Source organism: Endozoicomonas arenosclerae (genome assembly GCF_001562015.1).
In the GTDB taxonomy this organism is placed as follows: domain Bacteria; phylum Pseudomonadota; class Gammaproteobacteria; order Pseudomonadales; family Endozoicomonadaceae; genus Endozoicomonas_A; species Endozoicomonas_A arenosclerae.
The window spans coordinates 1-19,735 of record NZ_LASA01000100.1 but is presented as its reverse complement, the minus strand read 5'-3'; the positions used below and the strand labels follow the sequence as shown (position 1 = coordinate 19,735).

Sequence of the window (19,735 nt, the reverse complement as noted above, 5' to 3'; positions counted from 1 at the left end):
AAAGATGGCCGCTCTTTTTTTAGACGAGGTTTAATTACAGGTTACAAACAAAGGTCCAGGTATCATCACTACCAGGCTCCGAGTTGGTCCACCATTTCGCCTTGTAGACCTTGTCATTATGGATAACCTGGTCACCGCCATTGGCATTCGAACCACCATTGGGCCAGTTTGGGTACACTGGCAGGCCTGAGGTATTCACCCCTTCAGATTCACAGCTGACACCGCCACTATTCCCATTTCCACCGCCGCTGTTACTGCTGAGATCTGCCAGAGGCAAGTCCGGATACTCCTGCTTCAGTGCGTAGTCCGTACCGTTGATATTCACAGTCCAGGCCTGTGGTCCGGTAATGGGCAGATAATAATTAAGAGTCACTTCAACACTGGCGCCATCAGCCAGATTCTGCCAGCTGGGCAACTTGACTGACACTCTGTGGAAATCATTCTCCAGTCCACCAATATTGTTACCAGCAGCATTGGCACCACTTTCAATAACCTGCAGATCAAAACCACTCTGGTCAGAAATCTCATCAGACGTCGAGGTTGGCATATCAAACTGGAATTCAGCACCACCCGGTAAAGTGGTACCGCTGCGGTTGGTGATTTTCAGTTTAGGGTTCAGAGGATAATTCTGATCACCCAGCTTGAATCCTCCGACAGATACCTCAACATCCACAGCCTCTGCGGGTACGGTTCGATCTGTACGACGACTATCATAAGCTGAAGCACTGGCAAACCGATCATAGGCCAATGAGGTCAAGGTAGTTCCGAAAGTGTACTCATTTTTGGCTGCATCCCAACCGTAGTCACCCGCCAGCTCCCAGAACATGATGCCCCCTACTCCGCTGTCGATGACATATTGGAGTTTGGTGCCCATGGACTCTTCATCTTCTATAGAAAGGACAACTTTCTTACTCTCATTCCAAAGCCAGGGGGCTACAGAAACATTGTCGTAGAAGCGCTGGTAACTGCCAGTGAGACTATGGCCTGGATTATTATCAGGGTCCAATCCCCAGGCACTCAGATAGCTGCCCTGGATATTGTTTTCCAGATTCTTGGCGTGCCACAGGGGGTTGGAGCCTGCTCCCATTTCATTGCCATTGGCATCCTTGTCGTGCCACATATTATCGATGCCGGTAGCACCGTAACCACACTTGGCACTGCCACCGGTACCCTCAGGACAATCGGACTGGCTTGGAAGCGGCGCTTTACCGTTCAAGCCATTATTGCCTCCGGAAACACCCTGCCATCCTCGGGTATAATAAGGCACACCAATGTTAATTCGGCCTGCCTGCATTGCCCCTCTGAAGTACTTCACGGCCCAATCCGTATTCAGATAACCAATGCCACCATATTGAGAAGTTGAATAAACTCCTGCGCTTTTCAGCTCACTGTCTTCGCCATTGTCGTACAATGCAGCATTGTGACCGACAAATTCATTCCAGGCCCCATGGAGGTCGTAGGACATGATATTGACGTAATCCAGATACTGGGTGACCTGGAATGTTTCCATACCACGCAGTAGATAGCCTGAAGAGGGAGAGGCAATGGTCAGCATGTAATGCTTGCCATCCTGGGCACCGGCTGCATCCAGCTTCTGCCTCAGCACCTTCATCAGCTCTACGTAAGAAGCCATCAGACCTCCACGCATGCTGTCAGCAATGGCAAAGTCCAGAGGGTTACCGGCATTATTCATGGACGTTGGGTACTCATAATCAATATCAGCCCCGTCAAATCCGTAATCCCTCAGGAACTGAACGACAGAGTCAGCAAATGTATTAATGCCTGAGGTATTGATGCTGCCATCACTGTTGGTGGTCATTGTGTAGAAGCCACCGCTGTCTACCCGGTCGCCATTCTCGTCAAAGTAGCCACCCGTCTCAGCCCAACCGCCAACAGATATCAGGGTTTTAACATCGGGGTACTGCTGCTTGTATTTATTCAGAAGATTGAAATGACCTTTATAGCTGTATTCGGGAGACATTTCTGCACCGGCAACACCAGGCCACTCCATACCCGTTGCAGGATTATCTGGATTGCCAGGGTTACCCACTGAGATCATATTTTCAGCATTCACATGGGCAAAGGCATAATTAATATGGGTCAGCTTGTCCCAGGGAATGTTATTGACCAGATAAGAAGGCTGATCATTGGCACCGTTTCTCCAGGAGGTAAAGTAGCCAATAATCCTTCTTGGATGATCCGCCCCCATTTTTTCGCGGCCGTTCTCATCATAAATCGTGCAATAAGGTGTGTTCACACCAGGTGTTTGATAAAGACCATCAGGACGACAAGAGTCATCGCTCACAATGGAACCGGTTACATTAAGAGCCACAGATGAAGAATCTGTGGTGGCATTCTCATTGTCGTAGGCTCTGGCCTTGACCTGATGACTGCCAGGAGTGGCTGTCCAGTCCAGACTGTAGGGTGCAGAGGCATCTTCACCCACCAGCAGGTTCCCCACATAGAAGGCCACTTTCGCTACAGAACCATCATCGTCTGAAGCATCAGCTGCCAATGTGACGGTATCCCCCTGTTGAAACTCACTGCCCGCAGTCGGAGCCGTCATGGAAACAGACGGAGGCTGATTTGAACTGACAGCGCTCACCGTTATCGCAACGGTTGAAGAAGACGTTTCAGCATTGTCATCATCCACTGCTTTTGCCAGAACCGAATGACTTCCAACTGTAGCCGTCCAGCTTGCAGTATAGGGAGCTGAGGCATCCGTTGAAACCAGAGTATTGCCCACATAGAACTCTACTTTAGCTACAGAACCATCGCTGTCAGAGGCAGTAGCGCTGAAACTGACATTATCACCCTCTGTGTAACTGGCGTTCTGTGAAGGAGATGTCAGAGAAACAGAAGGTGGCTGATTGGGCTGTGGTGGAGGGGTCTGACCATCACACTCCCCCAGACTTTTCCATTCCTGATATTGCCCGGAACGTTCCGCAGGATTATTACCCTGGGTCCACCAGTTTGCCTGGTAGGCCAGCCCATCATGCTTGACCTGGCTACCTCCTGTATAGGCGACTCCGGCTTCCCATTCACTGAGTCCACTGCAGTCATAACCATGAGCTGACAGGCTGGTCAGCAAGGCCATGCTCGACAGACTTCCCGCTACTAGCGTTTTTATCATTCTTATTACCTGCTCTCCCTGGCTTCATTGGCTGTTCTGACCAGCCAATGAAGCCAGGATAGGCCGTTTAATGCAGACACCCCTAACTACTGCTCTTAAAAATGCATGCCCCTGTAGAGGCCCACATAAAAGAAGCCTCGAATCAAAAAATCAAAATGTAACCGGTTTCATTTTTATCATCATTAACATCTCAAACAAATGCGCCCCTTACAAGTGATCTGGTTAACATCCTGAGCAAAAAACAACCTGAAATTATACTCACCTTTTAAGCGTCGTTTATTTCGGGTAATCCACCCGACCACACTAAATGCTGACCTATACTGACATTCTCTTCTGCATTGGCTGATTATCGAGGAGTCTGCAATGCGAGTTAACTATCTCATCAGGCTTTCAATTCCTATTGTTCTTGCTGCACTGCTTTCGGGCTGTGCTTCCGATGGTTCCATGAAACGTTGGGGTCAGTGTGCTCTGATCGGGGGCGGTACCGGTGGCGTAATTGGTGCCATTGAAAGTGCCGGAGCTGCAGCCGGCGGCGCTGTGGTTGGCGCTCTGCTAGGCGGTCTGCTCTGCAGAAATTCTCCAGACGGCGACTCAGACTTTGATGGCGTAAAGGACAGTATGGATCGCTGCCCGAACTCACCGGTCGGAGTGCGTGTGGATGAATACGGCTGCACACTGGACAGCGATAAGGATGGTGTACCCGACAAAATGGACAAATGCCCTGACACACCACCCGGGGTTGCAGTGAATGCTGAAGGTTGCCCGGACTCTGATAACGACGGTGTGCCTGATAACCTGGATCAATGCCCCGATACTCCGGCCGGAGTGGCTGTTGATGCTAAAGGCTGTCCGATTTCCCAGGATCTGGGAAGTATTCTCTTCAAATTTGACAAAGCCACTCTGGATGACGATGCCAAAACCTATCTGGACAAAGTGGCTATGCGACTCAAGGAAGACAAACACATCAAACTGAAAGCTTTTGGTTATACCGATAGCTCAGGTGTCGATACATATAACGAGAAACTCTCCAAACGACGGGCCGAAGCTGTTAAACAGTACCTGGTAGACCAGGGCGTCAACCAGGATCAGGTGGAAGCCCTGATTGGAGGCATAGTCAGAGCTCATAACGAAACCCGTGAAGGCCGTGCTCTTAACCGGAAAGTAGAGCTCTATAGCGGAATCTGAGACAAGCTCAGGGAATTCAAATTGCCAGGGAAGGCAGGATGCATATCTTAACCAGCGTTTATCATGGATTGTCCGGGATTGCCCGAACCGTCAAGGATGGCGTGGTTTCCCGTTTTCGGGGTAAAAAGGCCGAAGTGGTCAAACATCCCGTTCGCAAAATGACAGAAAGAAGTCCCACTGGCTCTGACACTCAACAGGGTTCTGTTGCCAGTAAAGGCTACCTTCTGGCCAAAGAGCTTTCCGATCAAGCATTACCTGCCCATAAAGTCTCAAGCCTTGAGCTGCCACCCCGCTTTCCTTATGTCGAGACCAGAGAGGAGAGTCAGACACCTCAGGAATCACCTTCACGAGCCCGTAAAATCCTGACAGCCCTCATGCCAGGCAATGCCTCCGTTCCCAAAGATTCGGACATTTCCTTAAAGCGGGCAAAAAGGTGGCAAACACGGAGACTCCGAAAAGGTCTGCAGACCATTAAAAGAGAAACCGGACTGGAAGTTTCGATCCGTAATTTTGACCATCAGGCCGCTAAGCTGAGAGACTTTCTGACCGGTAGCGGAGTTCCTCCGGATTATCATGAAATCAAAGCTTTTTGTGACGACGTCCAAAGTGTCATGGCACAAGCGGATTCACTACCCGGACTGGTCAAACTGGCTGTTACTGAATACATGGTAGTGCTCTCAGATCTGGGACAAGCCGCTCAATCCAAGGCTCAGGAACAGAGGCAGCAGCTGGCCGAACGCTTCTTGCCTGGCCACGACGGTTTTAAAGCCCACTGTCTGAGAAACAACATCGACCCGAATACTTTCCTCAGTCTGCAAGCCCTTAATCAGTTTCAGGGAAAGATCATGGGCTGGCAGGATGAACAGGGGTTCTGGCATCAAGGACTGGTGGACAGTCTGGAACTGAGTAGCATGCAAGCCTTGAAAGATAAACTGGAAGCAGAGCTGGAAGGCTTTATTGATCAGATTGGAAGAGATATACCAGAAAGCCGTCGACCTTCTACGCCATTGAATCAGGATCAATTACAGGCAGAAGTAGCCCGACTTTATGCTAAGCATGGAGTAAAGGATTTACCCAACAAACAACAAAACCCGATAGCACAATCTTCTGCCGAGCAACATCCAATCTTACAAAGCGCGACAAAATACCAGGTGCAACCTTTCGGACACATTGACCAACGGGAAGTGGTTTCGCTTGAAAAAGGCCGGCTGCATCATTGGGTCTTTGAACAGCAGTTAGCCGATTTAAAAGCCCAGCATCAGCGGCTTGATGATGAGTTAGACTCCTTTCAACAAGAGCATAGCGAGGCTGCATATCAGCGACGTAATACGCCAGAATTTCTCGAACATATGCAAGAACGCCACCGGCAATTACACAAAAGAAAAGCCAATATCCCCTTCGCTCCCCTTCCGACTCTGGTATTAAGAAACAGTAAGGGAGCCAGCATAGACTCAGACTTTATAAAAAAATCTGAGCTTGATGAGCCAGGCTTGACCCTGCATGTCGATCGTTGCCAGATAGACGATTACAAACAGATCAACCGTGAGCTATTGAGAACTCCCGGGTTTGAAAGCAAGGAAGCTCTGGACCAGTTCAAAGACACGATGAGAAGCTTCAGAAACCAGTGCTACCAATACGCCATCGGTGCCACACTGCCCAGTAGAGTATTCTCGGAAAATGACACGCAACTCCTCATGGACTGCCGTCAACGAATCAACACAGCCATGGAAACCATGCTGGCGAACCCCGAGACAGGTGACACTACGGTTGCCTTTCACTACCTTAGAATGCAGGAAGCCGTTCTGGAAAAATTCCTGAAAATGAACAGTGCAGCATGACCCTCCCAAATCTTCATAGCGAAAAACAGATCGCCATGTTATAAGACACGCTTTATAAAACTGTCGGACTCCCAGTCTGAAGTAACCACCTGTTGAGACTTTAAGCAGTATGTCTTCTCAAACCAAAGCCTGCCTTTATGCTCTGGCCACTGCCCTGCTTTGGTCAACCATAGCCACAGCCTTCAAGCTTACGCTGGAACACCTTGACCCCTGGCAAATGCTGTTCTGGTCAGTTTTGACCTCCACGTTATTATTGACGGGTTTTGTCTTTGCTCAAGGCAGGGGTCACCTGCTGGTTCAACAGGCTAAAAAATATTTTCTGCTCTACCTGCTGCTGGGATTCCTGAATCCGTTTCTGTACCACATTGCTTTATTTGGCGGATACGACCTGTTACCCGCACAACAAGCACAAGCTCTGAACTACAGCTGGCCTTTAGCTCTGACATTATTGGCCGTGCCATTACTGGGCAATAAATTAAGTATTAAAGATGCCTGCTGCTGTCTGGTTGCCTACCTTGGTGTTGTTATTATCAGCACCCGCGGTGAACTCCGAAACCTCGATTTTGGCAGCCCTGAAGGTGTTCTACTGGTACTCTCCAGCACGCTGGTCTGGGCTTTATACTGGATTCTGAACGCCAAAAATAATGGCGATTCTCTGGTAGGTCTGTTGCTTTGTTTCCTGTTTGGCTTGCCCTGGATTACGGCTGCCGTATTCTGGAAGTCCAGTGTCTGGCCTATCCCACTGGAAGGTTTAGGCGGAGCCGTTTACATTGGTCTGATTGAGATGGGATTTGCTTATATTCTGTGGTTGAAGGCTCTGAAGCTTGCAGAGAATACCGCAATGATCAGTAACATCAGCTATCTCAGTCCATTCCTGTCGCTGATATTTATAGCCAACGTATTGAATGAGAGTATTCACACATCCACCTATGTGGGCCTGGTCATGATTGTTGCCTCGGTTGTCTTGCAACAGAAGAAATCCAAGAGCCCCAAACGCTCCAACGCCCCGGCAATGAGTGGCAATTGAATGGCCAGAAACAGTTACTTCCAATTCAAACAATTCAGGGTAGAACAAGGCCAGAGTGCCATGAAGATCACAACCGATGCCTGTCTTCTGGGAGCCAGAGCTGAAGTTGAACACAGTCACTTCATTCTGGATATTGGTGCAGGAACCGGCCTGCTCAGTTTAATGGCAGCCCAAAGATCAGACGCAGTTATCGATGCCGTTGAAATGGATGATCAGGCAGCCCTCCAAGCCACTGAGAATTTCAAGGCCAGCCCCTGGAGCACTCAAATAACCTTACATCACAGCTCAATACAGTCGTTCATGCCTGAAAAGCGTTATGACTGCATTCTGTGCAACCCTCCGTTCTTTGAGAATGCATTTAAAGCACCCTGCAGCAAACGATCTCTGGCACGCCACACTGACAGTTTGAGTTTTATGGAACTGGCCACAAATATTGACCGACTGCTGTCTGATGAAGGGAAAGCCTGGATTCTGTTACCGGTTGATTCCAGCTCACTGCTTCTGAAAGAGATTAAACAAGTTACAGAGTTAAAGCTTGAGCAAACCATTACGGTTCGCTCTTCCGAGACTCATAAAGATCATCGTCATATATTGGTTTTGGGGTACTGCAATTCAGAGAGCTTCCATGAGCAGATAACCATTTATAGCGAACACCCTTTTTACACGTCTGCAACGACAGAACTTCTAAAGCCTTATTATCTGAAGCTTTAAATGGAAACGGCACCTACAGGTGCCGTTTCATCTCCAACCTGATCCAGACTTTAACTGAAAGGATTTGTCTTATCACGGCCAGTCTTCTGTGGAAGCAGAGGTGACGTATCATCTTCGAACTGCTGCCAATTGCTACCAAACGTGGGTGGTAAGGGATCAGTTACTGATGATAGATGATCACCAGGTCTTGTGGCTTGTGGATAGACCTGCGGAGGAGTTTCCAATGAAAACGGATTTCCATTTTTAGCCAGTAGTTCAGCAGTAGTTCTATCAATACCAGGGCTATAGGGTGGAGGGAAAGCTGAAAAAGGCTGTATTGGCAAATATTCAGGGTGCGCTTCAACACCTAATTCTGTTCTTGGAACTGTGCCTTCAAGTAATTTGAAATTATTGACACCATATTTTACCTCAGCCTCTTTCATCAGCACATCAAGGTTATACCCTGGATGCTCACCCAAGCCTAGCTCTTCACCATAACTTGAAAGAAAGTCAACAACTCTGCTTTGGCTATCTTCGTCAATGGTTGCCAGTCTTCGCAGTTTGGCAAGAGTTTCCTGGAAACTTCTCAGGTGGTGATACTCCCACATCCTGTCGGCATCAAAGCTGCCTTTTTTGCCTGTTTTTTCGTCCTCATCCACTCTTATCTGATCAATCTGACCTTGCACATCATGGGCAAACAGTGACCAGTCATTATGCATCATACGCACAGCTTCAAGTACCAGACGATCTTTATAGATAGTCTTCCCATCAGCTTTCATCTTTTCCCTGGCTGCACACATGTAGTAATCAAGCCCAGGCAGACGTTTGGCATGACCCGCGTCTCTTGTTGCAAAGCGAAGCTTGTCAGTACCTTTAACCATCTGCCTGTTGCGCTGGGCTCTGACCAGAGTATTGTGCTCTGAGTTTTCATCGTCATTGTCAATAAACGCTTTGATATCCTTGTAGACTTTATGTCTGTATTTCTCACTGACTGCTTTGATATCAGCATCAATATCTTTACGCTTCTGGGTAACGGACTGAACACTGCTGGCCACACCGGTTACCAGGGAACCAGCATCTGCCAGCTTGGCAGCCTCGGCCTTAGCATGAAATCGCAGAGCGTCTCTCAAGGCCGCCTTGGTATCGTGTTGACCGCCTATTTCTCTCAGCTTTAATCGGGTAGCCATCGCGCGGAGTTTAATATACTCCTGCTCTTTACCCAGCATCTCTGTCTCAAGACGCTTCATTTCAGCGTGCTCTTTTTTACGCTCTTCCTGTCCTGAAGCATTCAGCGTTTCATAGGGTGTCTTCACTTGTTTGGCATCGAAATCTGTTCTGGCCTGCACAAAGGCTTCCAGAGACTCTTCAAATGCTTTTTCTGACTGTTTGAGGGCACTGGATTTAACCTTAACCAGATGCTGCGTCTGAGCTTTACCAGGCTCACCACGAGTCTCAATAACAAAACCCGTCTTACCATTCAGAAGCTCATACTGAACCTGCGTAAGCTTCAGACCTTCTTTACTCTTGGCCTTGATAGTGCGATTCAAAATCGCGCCTTCAGTTTTGACCTGGACCACACGTCTTGTAGAAATTCGAATTCTGGGAATTCTATCGGCGATGCCATGAGCTAACCGCTTCGCATGGAAGGCGACAATACGCATGCCTTGTACAAAGCGCCCCCAGTTTCTAACAAGCACCTTCTTGGGGTGCAGGGCCTTGATCTGCTGGGCTACTTCGCTTTGGAAGTGAGACAGTCGAGGAATTATCGACTCTATTCGTGTTGTTAAACTCATCCTGACCTCTCCATGGCCAAAAGCGGCACTAACTTCTGGTTAGTATAGGAAAGAAATGGAATCAGGAATGCTCAGAATAGAAGAAGTCAGAATAACAACACTATAAATTCAGAATGACTGCAGAAGACAAACGGGTGTCGTAGATTCGGCACCCGCTAGAGAGAGCTACTAAATGTAGGCTCGATTAAGACGTGCTTCAGCCCACTTCTGGAACCAGGTGCAGACCAGCACCACAATCCAGTAAATCAATGCCACGCTCAGGTAACTCTCAAAGAATCGGAAACTACTGGCGGCTTCCATCTGGGCACGCGCCATGATCTCCACAACGCCGAGCGTAAAGGCCAGCGATGTACTTTTGAGCAGATCAATCGCATTGTTCATCAAGCCAGGAAAGGCCACTCTAGCTGCCTGGGGAAGAATAATACGTCTCATACCCTGAGCACGAGTCATGCCCACACTCAGAGCTGCTTCCATCTGGCCCGAATGGATACTGATGATCGCCGCTCTCATGCTTTCTGACATGTAAGCCGCAAAGTGCAGACCCAAGCCAATGATTACCGCCACAATAGCCGGCATACCCGCCAAAGCAGGCACCAGTTGTGGCAAGCCATAGTAAAACAGGAATAACTGAACCAGAAGCGGTGAGCCTCTGAAGAAAGAAATGTACAGATCCGCCACATAATGGAGATAAAATGGACGGGTTATCTTCACCAAGGCCAGAACCAGTCCCAGGGACAAAGACATAAGGAGACCACCCAGGGTCATATATAATGTCGTATCCAGGTTCATGGCAACCGTCGGCAACATCCCGACAGTGTATTCAAAATCAATCATTCAATTGCCTGTAACTGACGATGGAACAGACGGGCGAAAGTTATATTGCTCGCTGCCTAATGGCATAAACCAACCTGCCCCGTTTTTCACAGTAAGAAAAGCGGGGCAGTATTCCAAAGAATGGTGATGGATGAAAGGTTTAGCCTGCAGGTTTGGCAGTAATATCGCCACCAAACCACTTACCGGAAATAGAGGCCAGAGTTCCGTCTTCACGCATGGCATCCAGAGCAGCATTGACCTGATCTCTCAGCGCCTTACCCTGTTCATCATTGATAAAAGGCATGGCATTTTTCAGGATTTCAATCGGCTCACCCGCCAGCTTAAGCGGCAGTTCAGACTTTTCAATCAGAGCCATAACACTGACACGGTCCATAACAAAAGCATCGGAACGCTTGAGAACAACATCCTGCTCAATGCCGGTGTCATAGGTCACTACATTGATCTGCTTTTCAGGGTCATTCTGACGCAGAATCGCTTCGAAGTTCGATCCCAGATTCACAGCTACTTTCTTGCCTGCCAGATCATCAACAGAATGAATTTCGTTATTGTCCTGATGAACCGCAATCTGGGCACCGTCATAAACGTAAGGTTCTGAGAAAGCGTAACGCTCAGCTCGGGCTTGCGTTAAAGTAATCTGGTTGGAAATAGTATTCAGCTGCCCGGCTTCGAGCATACCAAACAGGCCGGAGAAGGGAGCTGTAACAAATTCAACGTCTGAATTCAGTCGATTGCCAATTTCATTCCAGAGATCCACTTCAAAGCCTTTCAGTTCCCCCTGTTCCATGAAAGTGAAAGGATAATAAGTGCCCGACATGCCGACTTTAACAACAGAAGACGTTGTTTCATCAGTAGCTTGAGTCTGTGGAGACTTGTCGTCAGAGCATCCAGCCAGCATCACAGAAGTAGCCAGGATGGCAGTAGTTATGGTTTTTTTGAATGTAAGACCGAACATGAGGTACTCCCTGAAAACAGCTATGACCAGACAATATACAGGTACACATAAGACAGTTGTTGTGTCTATTGCCTGGCCAAAATCAGGAGCGCAGAGTATCAGTCCACTCACTTATAACTGAAATAATTTTTTTAGTGTTTTTTATTCTTTTAAATTATATAAGGCGACTCACAAGGCATTGAGTCCATCCATGGAACAAAAAAAATTAATCCATGAATAATCCAACTTTATTTCTTGAAAGCCTGATAGATTGAAAAGCCATTTTTAACGACAAGGGTTCTGCATTCACCAAAGGCTTTTTTTATGATGGGCTCATAACGAAGGAAGCTGTTTGCAACGATTCGCAGCTCTCCACCTTTTTTCAGAAGACTCGCCGACTGCTCGAGAAACTGTTCTGTCACTGCGTAGTGGGTTTTAACGCCCTGATGAAATGGAGGGTTGGAAACAATCAGGTCAAACTCCCCTGCCACTTCCGATAAGCCATCACTGGCGAGCACATTAAAGTTTTCTACCTTATTCTCCTGAAGGGTCCGAGTTGAGCTCTCAAGCGCAAGAGCATCAGAGTCAACCAGAGTGAACTGTGCACTTGGGCTTAGCTGGGCAAGAAAACCAGCCACCACACCCGCACCACAACCAAAATCCAGTACTCTTTTAGCAGAACAGCGGTCGAAGGTATCCAGAAGCACTGCCGTACCTACATCCACGCGTCCATGGCTAAACACTCCTGGCAGAGAAAATAAATTTATGGAGGTTCCGGAGACATCCAGCGGGTACTGGCTATAGAAATCCTGTTTGGAAAAACCGGTATCCCTTTCCAGCCACTCAGAAGCCTCTATCAAGCTGCAATGACGGGCATTATCCATATTCTTAACTTCAGCAAAGCTCTGCTTCAGCCGTTTGCGCCAGGACTTAATACCTTCATTATTTTCACCGACCAACCATACAACAGCATTCTCTTTCAGACTGGGAGCAATCATTGCCAGCCAGAAATCCATGAGAGGCTTGCTTTTCTGCAGAAAGATCAGAACACCATCAAAAGAAGCTTCTGAAGATTCGATCACTGAACCGTATTGCAGATTCAGCTGACCGCCCACAGAGGCCCAATCGTTTTTAATGGTTCGAAAAACAGAAAAATCACGGGTCAGTCCAAATACTTCTTCAGCAATGTTTTCCTGCAGCAGCTCTCTGCCCAGCCCATCTGCTGGCATACCCAGCATCAACAGTTTGTTGCAGCTCAGCCATTCACTGTTGCGTATTACCAGCTGACTGGGGTTAGAAAGAACTCGGGCGCTCATAGAATCCTTCGATCATAATAAAACAAAAGTCACAGACCATATCTGGCTTAAACCAGAGTCAGAAATTAGCGGGCTTCTTATACCGTAAATGCAAGGTATTGCCTAGCAAGCATAAATAATATTCTATTGAATTCCTTTGTGCGCATAAATTTTCTGAAACTACCGATTTACATGACCTCCCATCACTTTTAGGATTCGCGCCAGTTTTTTCGTGCTTTGGAGACCCCTCATGCTGGAGCCACGAGGCGAGCTGGTTCTGAGAACCCTCGCAATGCCCGCAGATACCAACCCAAACGGTGATATCTTTGGTGGCTGGCTATTGTCGCAAATGGATATCGCCGGTGGCATCGCTGCCAAACAGAGAAGCCATAGCCGCATTTCCACTGTAGCCATAGAATCCATGTCATTTCACCAACCGGTCAACGTGGGTGATGTAGTCTGCTGTTATGCTGAAATACTGCATGTCGGAACTACATCCATGCGCATCAAGCTGGAAGTCTGGATCACGAACATGCCCTTCAATCAGCAACGTGTCAAAGTGACTGAAGGCATCTTTACTTTTGTGGCCATTGATGAAGATGGTCGTCCTCAACCTGTGGATAGAGATGAATGCCTGTAGCCGTAAAAAATATTTGAACCGTTCTCCTTTTTAACAGCGTTCGTAGAAGATATTTTTTACTGATATAAGTGGGATATAAATTATGAAACAAAAAACCATCCTGGTCGGCATTGCCGGCGCTTCCGCCTCTGGTAAAAGCCTGCTCGCCAATACTCTGGTTGAAGAGCTTCAGTCGGAGCACGTCTGCGTCATCTCTGAAGATTCTTATTACAAAGATCAGACTCACATGACCATGGAGCAGAGGGTTCAAACCAACTACGATCACCCTGAATCCATGGACCACGACCTGATGCTGGAGCACATGAAGCGACTGAAAGAAGGTCAGGCTGTGGATGTGCCTTTATACGATTACACCGAACATAACCGTAAGCAGGAAACCAGAAGAGTTCTGCCCGCTCGTGTAATCCTGATTGAAGGCATTCTATTGTTCACACGTCCAGAAATTCGTGAAACATTTGATCTTCGCTTCTATATGGATACACCACTGGACATCTGCCTGATCAGACGACTGAAGCGTGACATTATTGAGCGTGGTCGCGACGTGGATTCCGTGATCAAACAGTACCTTGAAACGGTTCGCCCCATGTTCCTTCAGTTCATTGAGCCTGCCCGCCAGCACGCTGACCTGATTATTCCTCATGGTGGTAAAAACAGAATCGCCATTGATCTGATCAAAACCAAAATTCAGGACCTGATTGATTAAATCAATCCTGCTGCTCTTCCATGCCCTGCCTCTGAGTCTGCTACTTTAATAGTCAGTTTATGATTTCAGACAGGGCATAACCTCCCTGGCAACACTTTCGGGTGATTCTGTCCAAACGGCAAAACAGCCATGAGCGAAAAAAACAGGCTTCGGCAAATCAACCTTTGACCTGAATATCTGTTTTTGTATAATCGACCGGTATAAGCGTCGAAAGTGCGCGCGCTTTCCGGGTCACCGGTATCTCCTCATAGGTAGCCTCCAAAATCCTGCCGCTTGTACACTCTCCCTTGTCATTAACCTGTCGAAGACTAAGTCTTTAACCTGTAAAAAGGTCTAACGGGAAAGTTATGCGTGTTGAAGCTGATATCAAGCTGGGCTTTAAAGATGTTTTGTTCAGGCCCAAGCGTTCAACCCTGAAGAGCCGCTCCCAGGTCAGCCTGGAACGTACCTTCAAATTTGTTCACACCGACCAGGAGTGGACCGGCGTCCCTGTCATTGCTGCCAATATGGATACAGTGGGCACCTTCTCCATTGCTCTGGCCCTTGCTGAGCACAAAATGCTGACCGCAGTGCACAAGCACTACACCATCGAAGAGTGGAAAGCGTTTCTGGACAGCGCACCTGCAGGCATTGAAAACCACATCATGGTGAGCAGCGGCACCTCCGAAGCCGACTTTGCCAAACTCAACGATATCCTGGCACTGGACGACAAGCTTCGTTTTATCTGCATTGATGTTGCCAACGGATACTCTGAGCATTTTGTTCGGTACGTCTCCAAAGTGCGTAAGCAACACCCAAACAAAGTCATTATTGCCGGTAACGTTGTAACCGGTGAAATGGTTGAAGAGTTGATTCTGAAAGGTGCCGACATCGTTAAAGTTGGCATCGGCCCAGGCTCTGTCTGCACAACCCGCGTTAAAACCGGTGTAGGCTACCCTCAACTGTCTGCCACCATCGAATGCGCAGATGCTGCACACGGTGTGAGTGGACAAATCATTTCTGATGGCGGCTGCACCTGTGCTGGCGATGTTTCCAAAGCCTTTGGTGGCGGTGCTGACTTTGTCATGATTGGCGGCATGTTTGCCGGTCACGACGAGTCTGCTGGCGAAGAAGTGGAAGAAGACGGCAAGAAGTTCAAACTGTTCTACGGCATGAGCTCCGAAACCGCTATGGACAAGCACTCCGGTGGTGTTGCCAACTACCGCGCTTCTGAAGGTAAAACCGTTAAGGTGCCTTACCGTGGCCCGGTTGAAAATACTGTTCAGGACATTCTGGGCGGCGTTCGCTCAACCTGCACCTATGTAGGCGCAGCCACCCTGAAAGAACTGACCAAGCGGACCACTTTCATTCGCGTTCAGGAACAGGAAAACAGGTTTTTTAACTAAACCCTTGACTCCTGAGGCCTTTCCTCTCCAGGAAGGGCCGCTCTCTTGCTACAACTCCTCAGATTGAAACCTCGGTGCCGGAGGCAAACAATGCCTTCTATCTGTGTCATAGTCCGGATCGGTTCTGCACTCCATTTGAAAACAGCCGGGCTGCTGCGGAGTACAGAGATAACAACAAGGAGCACTTTCAGGGCCACATAACTCTTTCTCTCCCAGACATTTCATACATTGACCCGCTTCAAGATTACACATTCTCTCGGTATTGGGATTACAGCAATCTGTCACCTTCTTACACTCTTGCCCCTCAATGGAACAAGCTGAAGAAGAACCAACATTTATTAAAAAAGCCGCAAACAGAAGCACTCCTATCAAAGACCGAAACATCTGCCTCTACCTTCAGATTAAAACCATCAGGATAGTCCCGAAAAATTAACCTGTAGCAAGCAAGATAACGACTAGAAGCATGGACGATAGCTTGTCAGCATTTGCTGACTATTGACTCATAGTCTAGTTTTGATCTGTTTCTGTCTAACAGGTTGTAAACCATGAACTCAGTCAGACTATTGCCATCATTTCTCTGTTTAAGTTTACTCATTTTGATTTCTATCATACCGCCTGCAACAGAAGCTCAACCTCCTGGCAGTACTCTGATAGTCCCCATATACCATGAGCTAACAGACCCGGTAACCGGACAAATCAAACAACAAACCTATTCAGCCGCAGATCATGGCAACTGGCAATTGAGAGTAAAGGCTGAGACAGCTTCAGATTTCCACTGCAACCACTGCAAGATCAGTTCTACCCTATTAGCCGAAGGTGTCGAATACATTCTTGAACCTGCCAAAGGAGAAGCAAGCATCACCCTGAAAAGCAGTGGGTCTCTGATCCATCCGGATTTTGTCACTGTCTTTGCTAATAACAAATCTTATTCTGTTTTACTAAAAACATCTTCAGAAGACAGCAAAACAACCTCATTGAACTGGGCTGAAATCCTTAGCCTTGCATTTGAATTATACGACAGCATTGATGAGGAAGAGTCCTGTATCTGTCCCGGAAAGCCAGGAGGTAAAGAAGCAGTACAGCAAAGTCCAATCGCCACAGAAACTATAACCCTGTCAATGAAAGATCTTGTAGCACACACTGCTACAAGACCCTACTTTGATGCTGGTAGCCTTAAAAACATCAACGCCGAAATCAATATGGCCGCTTCTCCCTTCATTCAGGAAGAAGTTGCGGTAGCTGAATCACTATTTCCCAGCACTCCCCACCAATTAGTCATTTCTAATGTTTCAGCGACCGGCAGACAAGCTGCTAGTAACGGAGGCCTCAGACATCGCGGCAATAAGTACAGCTTCAAATTGTTTCACTTCGATTTTAGAAAAGGCCAGGACCCCGACGATGACGGTAATAACGATGAAGGATCAAATGACAATGGAAGAGGAGGAGCTGCGGGAGGAGGCGGTGGAGACAACGGCGGAGGTAACTTCTGGGAAAAACACAGCCTTAAAAGAACACTGTTTAAAAATCGCTATAAAGTAGCTGGTTCAATAGGGCTCGTTACAGGAGGCTGGATAACCATTGCCGTGGTTGTTGATCTATGCAATAAGGAAAGAGAGAGGGCAGAACAACATAATGCAACCGAAAGTTTTACCTGCAGATCCGCCAGCGCTGCGGTACCTGTCTTTACTGTGATAGGCAGCCTTACATCAACCCTTCTAGGCCAAGGGGTTCTAGCAGCAGCAGAAACAGCCTATCACTGCTATTGCTACAGACGAAACAGACATCATGATGTTGAGTCAGGCTCAAACCATAGTGAGTAGCGACTTATATAACTTTCATCAAAAAGGCTGAGCAATTACCTATCCAGCATTCATATCTTTTTGAATGCTGGATTTTCAGACCAGGAACTTGTCTGAAATTTACTTCCTTGTTCAACCCCTCTCAAAAACCCGTTCCAACTGAGCTTATCAAAGTCCAATACCATCACCCTTCGACAAGCTCAGGGTAAGCGAAATACGATTTAATAAGCCGCAGCAACCCCTCTTGAAGTAAATTCATCTCTGATCAAGTCGAGCTGCTCCTGAGTAGGCGGCGTTACTTTTTCCAGCTCATAAGTGTCATTTAATAAATCCCACTTGTGAACACCTAGGCTGTGATAAGGCAGAATCTCCACCTTCTCAACATTCTTCATAGGCTCAATAAATTCAGCCAGCATACGTGCGTATTGAGGGTCTACCGTATAACCGTCCACCACGACATAACGAATCCAAACCGGCTTGTTGATCTCGGCCAGGTATTGGGCAAAATGCTTGGTGTGACTGCCTGTTACATAAGTCAGTTTATGATGAAGCTCTTCATCCATGTGCTTGATGTCCAGAAGCACCAGATCCGTATTCTCCAGCAGACGAATCACATCATCATTGATATGTTTGGCAAAACCATTGGTATCCAGGCAGGTATGAATACCCTCTTTACGACACTCTTCAAATAAATCGGCGACAAACTCAGCCTGCAGGATAGGCTCTCCCCCGGTTACCGTTACACCGCCGGAGAGAAAGTTTTTAACTTTTTTAATTTCCCGAAACACTTCTTCATGGCTTTTCAGTTCCCCACCCTCACGAAGATCCCAAGTGTCCCGGTTGTGGCAATAACGGCATCGCATCAGGCAGCCCTGCATAAAGACCACATAGCGGATACCCGGGCCATCGACGGTTCCAAATGAATCCATGGAATGAACACGTCCAATTGCCATAACTGACCTCAATTCAAACAGCTGCAAATCGGAAATACGCCAGACATCAATGGATGATAGCTACAAGTCGTCAGATCGCTGCATTTATGTAAATAAATCTAACAAAGAAGGCCGGCATAATGCCGGCCTTCATTAGTGCACCGCCGTTACTCTTACAGGGTTGCTGTAAAGGTACGGGCAATAACGTCTCTTTGCTGCTCAGGTGTCAGAGAGTTGAATCGAACAGCATAACCGGACACACGAATGGTCAGGGAAGGATACTTGTCTGGGTTCTCAACAGCATCTTCCAGCATTTCTCGGTTCAGTACGTTCACGTTCAGGTGCTGGCCACCCTCACGCTCCACTTCGTGATGGAAGTAGCCATCCATCAGGCCCACCAGGTTACGACGACGGCCATCTTCATCTTTACCCAGAGCTTTTGGCACAATGGAGAAGGTGTAGGAAATACCATCTTTTGCGTAAGAGAACGGCAGTTTAGCAACAGAACTCAAGGAAGCAACCGCACCACTGATGTCACGGCCATGCATTGGGTTTGCACCTGGACCAAATGGCTGGCCTGCACGACGACCGTCTGGAGTGTTACCGGTCTTCTTGCCATACACCACGTTGGAAGTAATGGTCAGGATAGACTGGGTTGGAATCGCATTACGATAAGTCTTGTGAGAAGACACCTTCTTCATGAAGGTTTCTACCAATTCACAGGCAATTGCATCGACACGCTCTTCGTTGTTACCAAACTTCGGATAGTCACCTTCGATCTCGAAGTCGACCGCCAGGCCATCTTCATCACGAATGGGTTTCACCTTGGCGTATTTGATGGCGGAGAGAGAGTCAGCCGCAACAGATAAACCAGCAATACCTGTAGCCATGGTACGAACAACGTCACGATCATGAAGAGCCAGCTGAGCGGCTTCATAAGAGTACTTGTCGTGCATATAGTGAATGGAATTCAGGGCAGTCACATACTGGGTAGCCAACCAGTCCATCAAGTGATCCATGCTGGCATAAACAGTATCGAAGTCGAGAACGTCATCGGTGATAGGCGCAACTTTTGGACCAATCTGAGCCTTCAGCTTCTCATCCACACCGCCATTGATGGCGTACAGCAGAGTCTTGGCCAGGTTGGCACGAGCACCAAAGAACTGCATCTGTTTACCCACAATCATTGGGGATACACAGCAGGCAATGGCGTAATCGTCGCTGTCCATATCCGTACGCATCAGATCATCGTTTTCATATTGAATGGAACTGGTGTCGATGGATACCTTGGCACAGAACTCCTTGAAGCCCTGAGGCAGAGACTCAGACCAGAGAACAGTAATGTTTGGCTCTGGAGATGGGCCCATGGTGTACAGGGTATGCAGGAAACGGAAGCTGTTCTTGGTGACCAGCGTACGACCATCCAGACCCATACCACCAATAGATTCTGTCGCCCAGATAGGATCGCCAGAGAACAATTCATCATACTCAGGCGTACGCAGGAAGCGAACCATACGCAGCTTCATTACGAAGTGATCGATCATCTCCTG

15 protein-coding genes are annotated in these 19,735 nt (G+C 47.8%); 8 read left to right on the top strand and 7 right to left on the bottom strand.

Annotated features, from left to right (window positions below; genetic code table 11):
* Positions 1–34 precede the first annotated feature (34 nt).
* Positions 35–3,133: a chitinase C-terminal domain-containing protein gene (locus tag WG89_RS15935; RefSeq protein ID WP_062267898.1), complete on the bottom strand. Its 3,099-nt coding sequence runs from the start codon at positions 3,131–3,133 to the stop codon at positions 35–37.
* 363 nt (positions 3,134–3,496) lie between these two features.
* Here WG89_RS15935 and WG89_RS15930 point away from each other — a divergent pair, with 363 nt between their 5' ends.
* From WG89_RS15930 to WG89_RS15915, 4 genes are all read left to right on the top strand, one after another.
* On the top strand, positions 3,497–4,318 hold the full coding sequence (locus tag WG89_RS15930) for an OmpA family protein (protein ID WP_062267896.1): 822 nt from the start codon (positions 3,497–3,499) through the stop codon (positions 4,316–4,318).
* A gap of 38 nt (positions 4,319–4,356) precedes the next feature.
* The gene (locus WG89_RS15925; RefSeq protein WP_062267894.1) at positions 4,357–6,156 is read left to right on the top strand and encodes a hypothetical protein; all 1,800 of its coding nucleotides are present in this window, start codon (positions 4,357–4,359) and stop codon (positions 6,154–6,156) included.
* A 109-nt stretch (positions 6,157–6,265) separates the two neighbouring features.
* Complete coding sequence (locus WG89_RS15920; protein ID WP_062267892.1) at positions 6,266–7,183, top strand: DMT family transporter; 918 nt, start codon at positions 6,266–6,268, stop codon at positions 7,181–7,183.
* Positions 7,184–7,894 (top strand): tRNA1(Val) (adenine(37)-N6)-methyltransferase, encoded by a 711-nt coding sequence (locus WG89_RS15915; protein ID WP_062267890.1) that lies wholly within the window; start codon positions 7,184–7,186, stop codon positions 7,892–7,894.
* Positions 7,895–7,944: 50 nt separating this feature from the next.
* Here the strand turns inward: WG89_RS15915 and WG89_RS15910 are convergent, their stop codons facing one another.
* From WG89_RS15910 to WG89_RS15895, 4 genes are all read right to left on the bottom strand, one after another.
* A complete protein-coding gene (locus WG89_RS15910; RefSeq protein ID WP_062267887.1) occupies positions 7,945–9,666 on the bottom strand; it encodes a hypothetical protein in 1,722 nt (573 codons plus the stop codon).
* Positions 9,667–9,834: 168 nt separating this feature from the next.
* Entirely contained in the window at positions 9,835–10,500 is a 666-nt protein-coding gene (locus WG89_RS15905) for an amino acid ABC transporter permease (RefSeq protein WP_062267885.1), read from the bottom strand.
* Positions 10,501–10,639: 139 nt separating this feature from the next.
* Entirely contained in the window at positions 10,640–11,452 is an 813-nt protein-coding gene (locus WG89_RS15900; RefSeq protein ID WP_216638503.1) for an amino acid ABC transporter substrate-binding protein, read from the bottom strand.
* Between the two features lie 227 nt (positions 11,453–11,679).
* On the bottom strand, positions 11,680–12,747 hold the full coding sequence (locus WG89_RS15895) for a class I SAM-dependent methyltransferase (RefSeq protein ID WP_062267883.1): 1,068 nt from the start codon (positions 12,745–12,747) through the stop codon (positions 11,680–11,682).
* Positions 12,748–12,976: 229 nt separating this feature from the next.
* Here WG89_RS15895 and yciA point away from each other — a divergent pair, with 229 nt between their 5' ends.
* The 4 genes from yciA (at position 12,977) to WG89_RS15875 (ending at position 17,274) form a co-directional block, all read left to right on the top strand.
* Entirely contained in the window at positions 12,977–13,366 is a 390-nt protein-coding gene (gene yciA, locus WG89_RS15890; protein WP_062267882.1) for an acyl-CoA thioester hydrolase YciA, read from the top strand.
* A gap of 82 nt (positions 13,367–13,448) precedes the next feature.
* Positions 13,449–14,069: a uridine kinase gene (gene udk, locus WG89_RS15885; RefSeq protein WP_062267880.1), complete on the top strand. Its 621-nt coding sequence runs from the start codon at positions 13,449–13,451 to the stop codon at positions 14,067–14,069.
* Positions 14,070–14,416: 347 nt separating this feature from the next.
* On the top strand, positions 14,417–15,454 hold the full coding sequence (locus WG89_RS15880; RefSeq protein ID WP_062267878.1) for a GMP reductase: 1,038 nt from the start codon (positions 14,417–14,419) through the stop codon (positions 15,452–15,454).
* A gap of 596 nt (positions 15,455–16,050) precedes the next feature.
* On the top strand, positions 16,051–17,274 hold the full coding sequence (locus WG89_RS15875) for a hypothetical protein (RefSeq protein ID WP_153301634.1): 1,224 nt from the start codon (positions 16,051–16,053) through the stop codon (positions 17,272–17,274).
* Between the two features lie 200 nt (positions 17,275–17,474).
* Here the strand turns inward: WG89_RS15875 and pflA are convergent, their stop codons facing one another.
* Complete coding sequence (pflA, locus tag WG89_RS15870; protein WP_062267909.1) at positions 17,475–18,206, bottom strand: pyruvate formate-lyase-activating protein; 732 nt, start codon at positions 18,204–18,206, stop codon at positions 17,475–17,477.
* Between the two features lie 152 nt (positions 18,207–18,358).
* Positions 18,359–19,735 (bottom strand): pyruvate formate lyase family protein (locus WG89_RS32790; protein WP_342669262.1); only part of this gene is annotated, 1,377 nt, incomplete at its 5' end.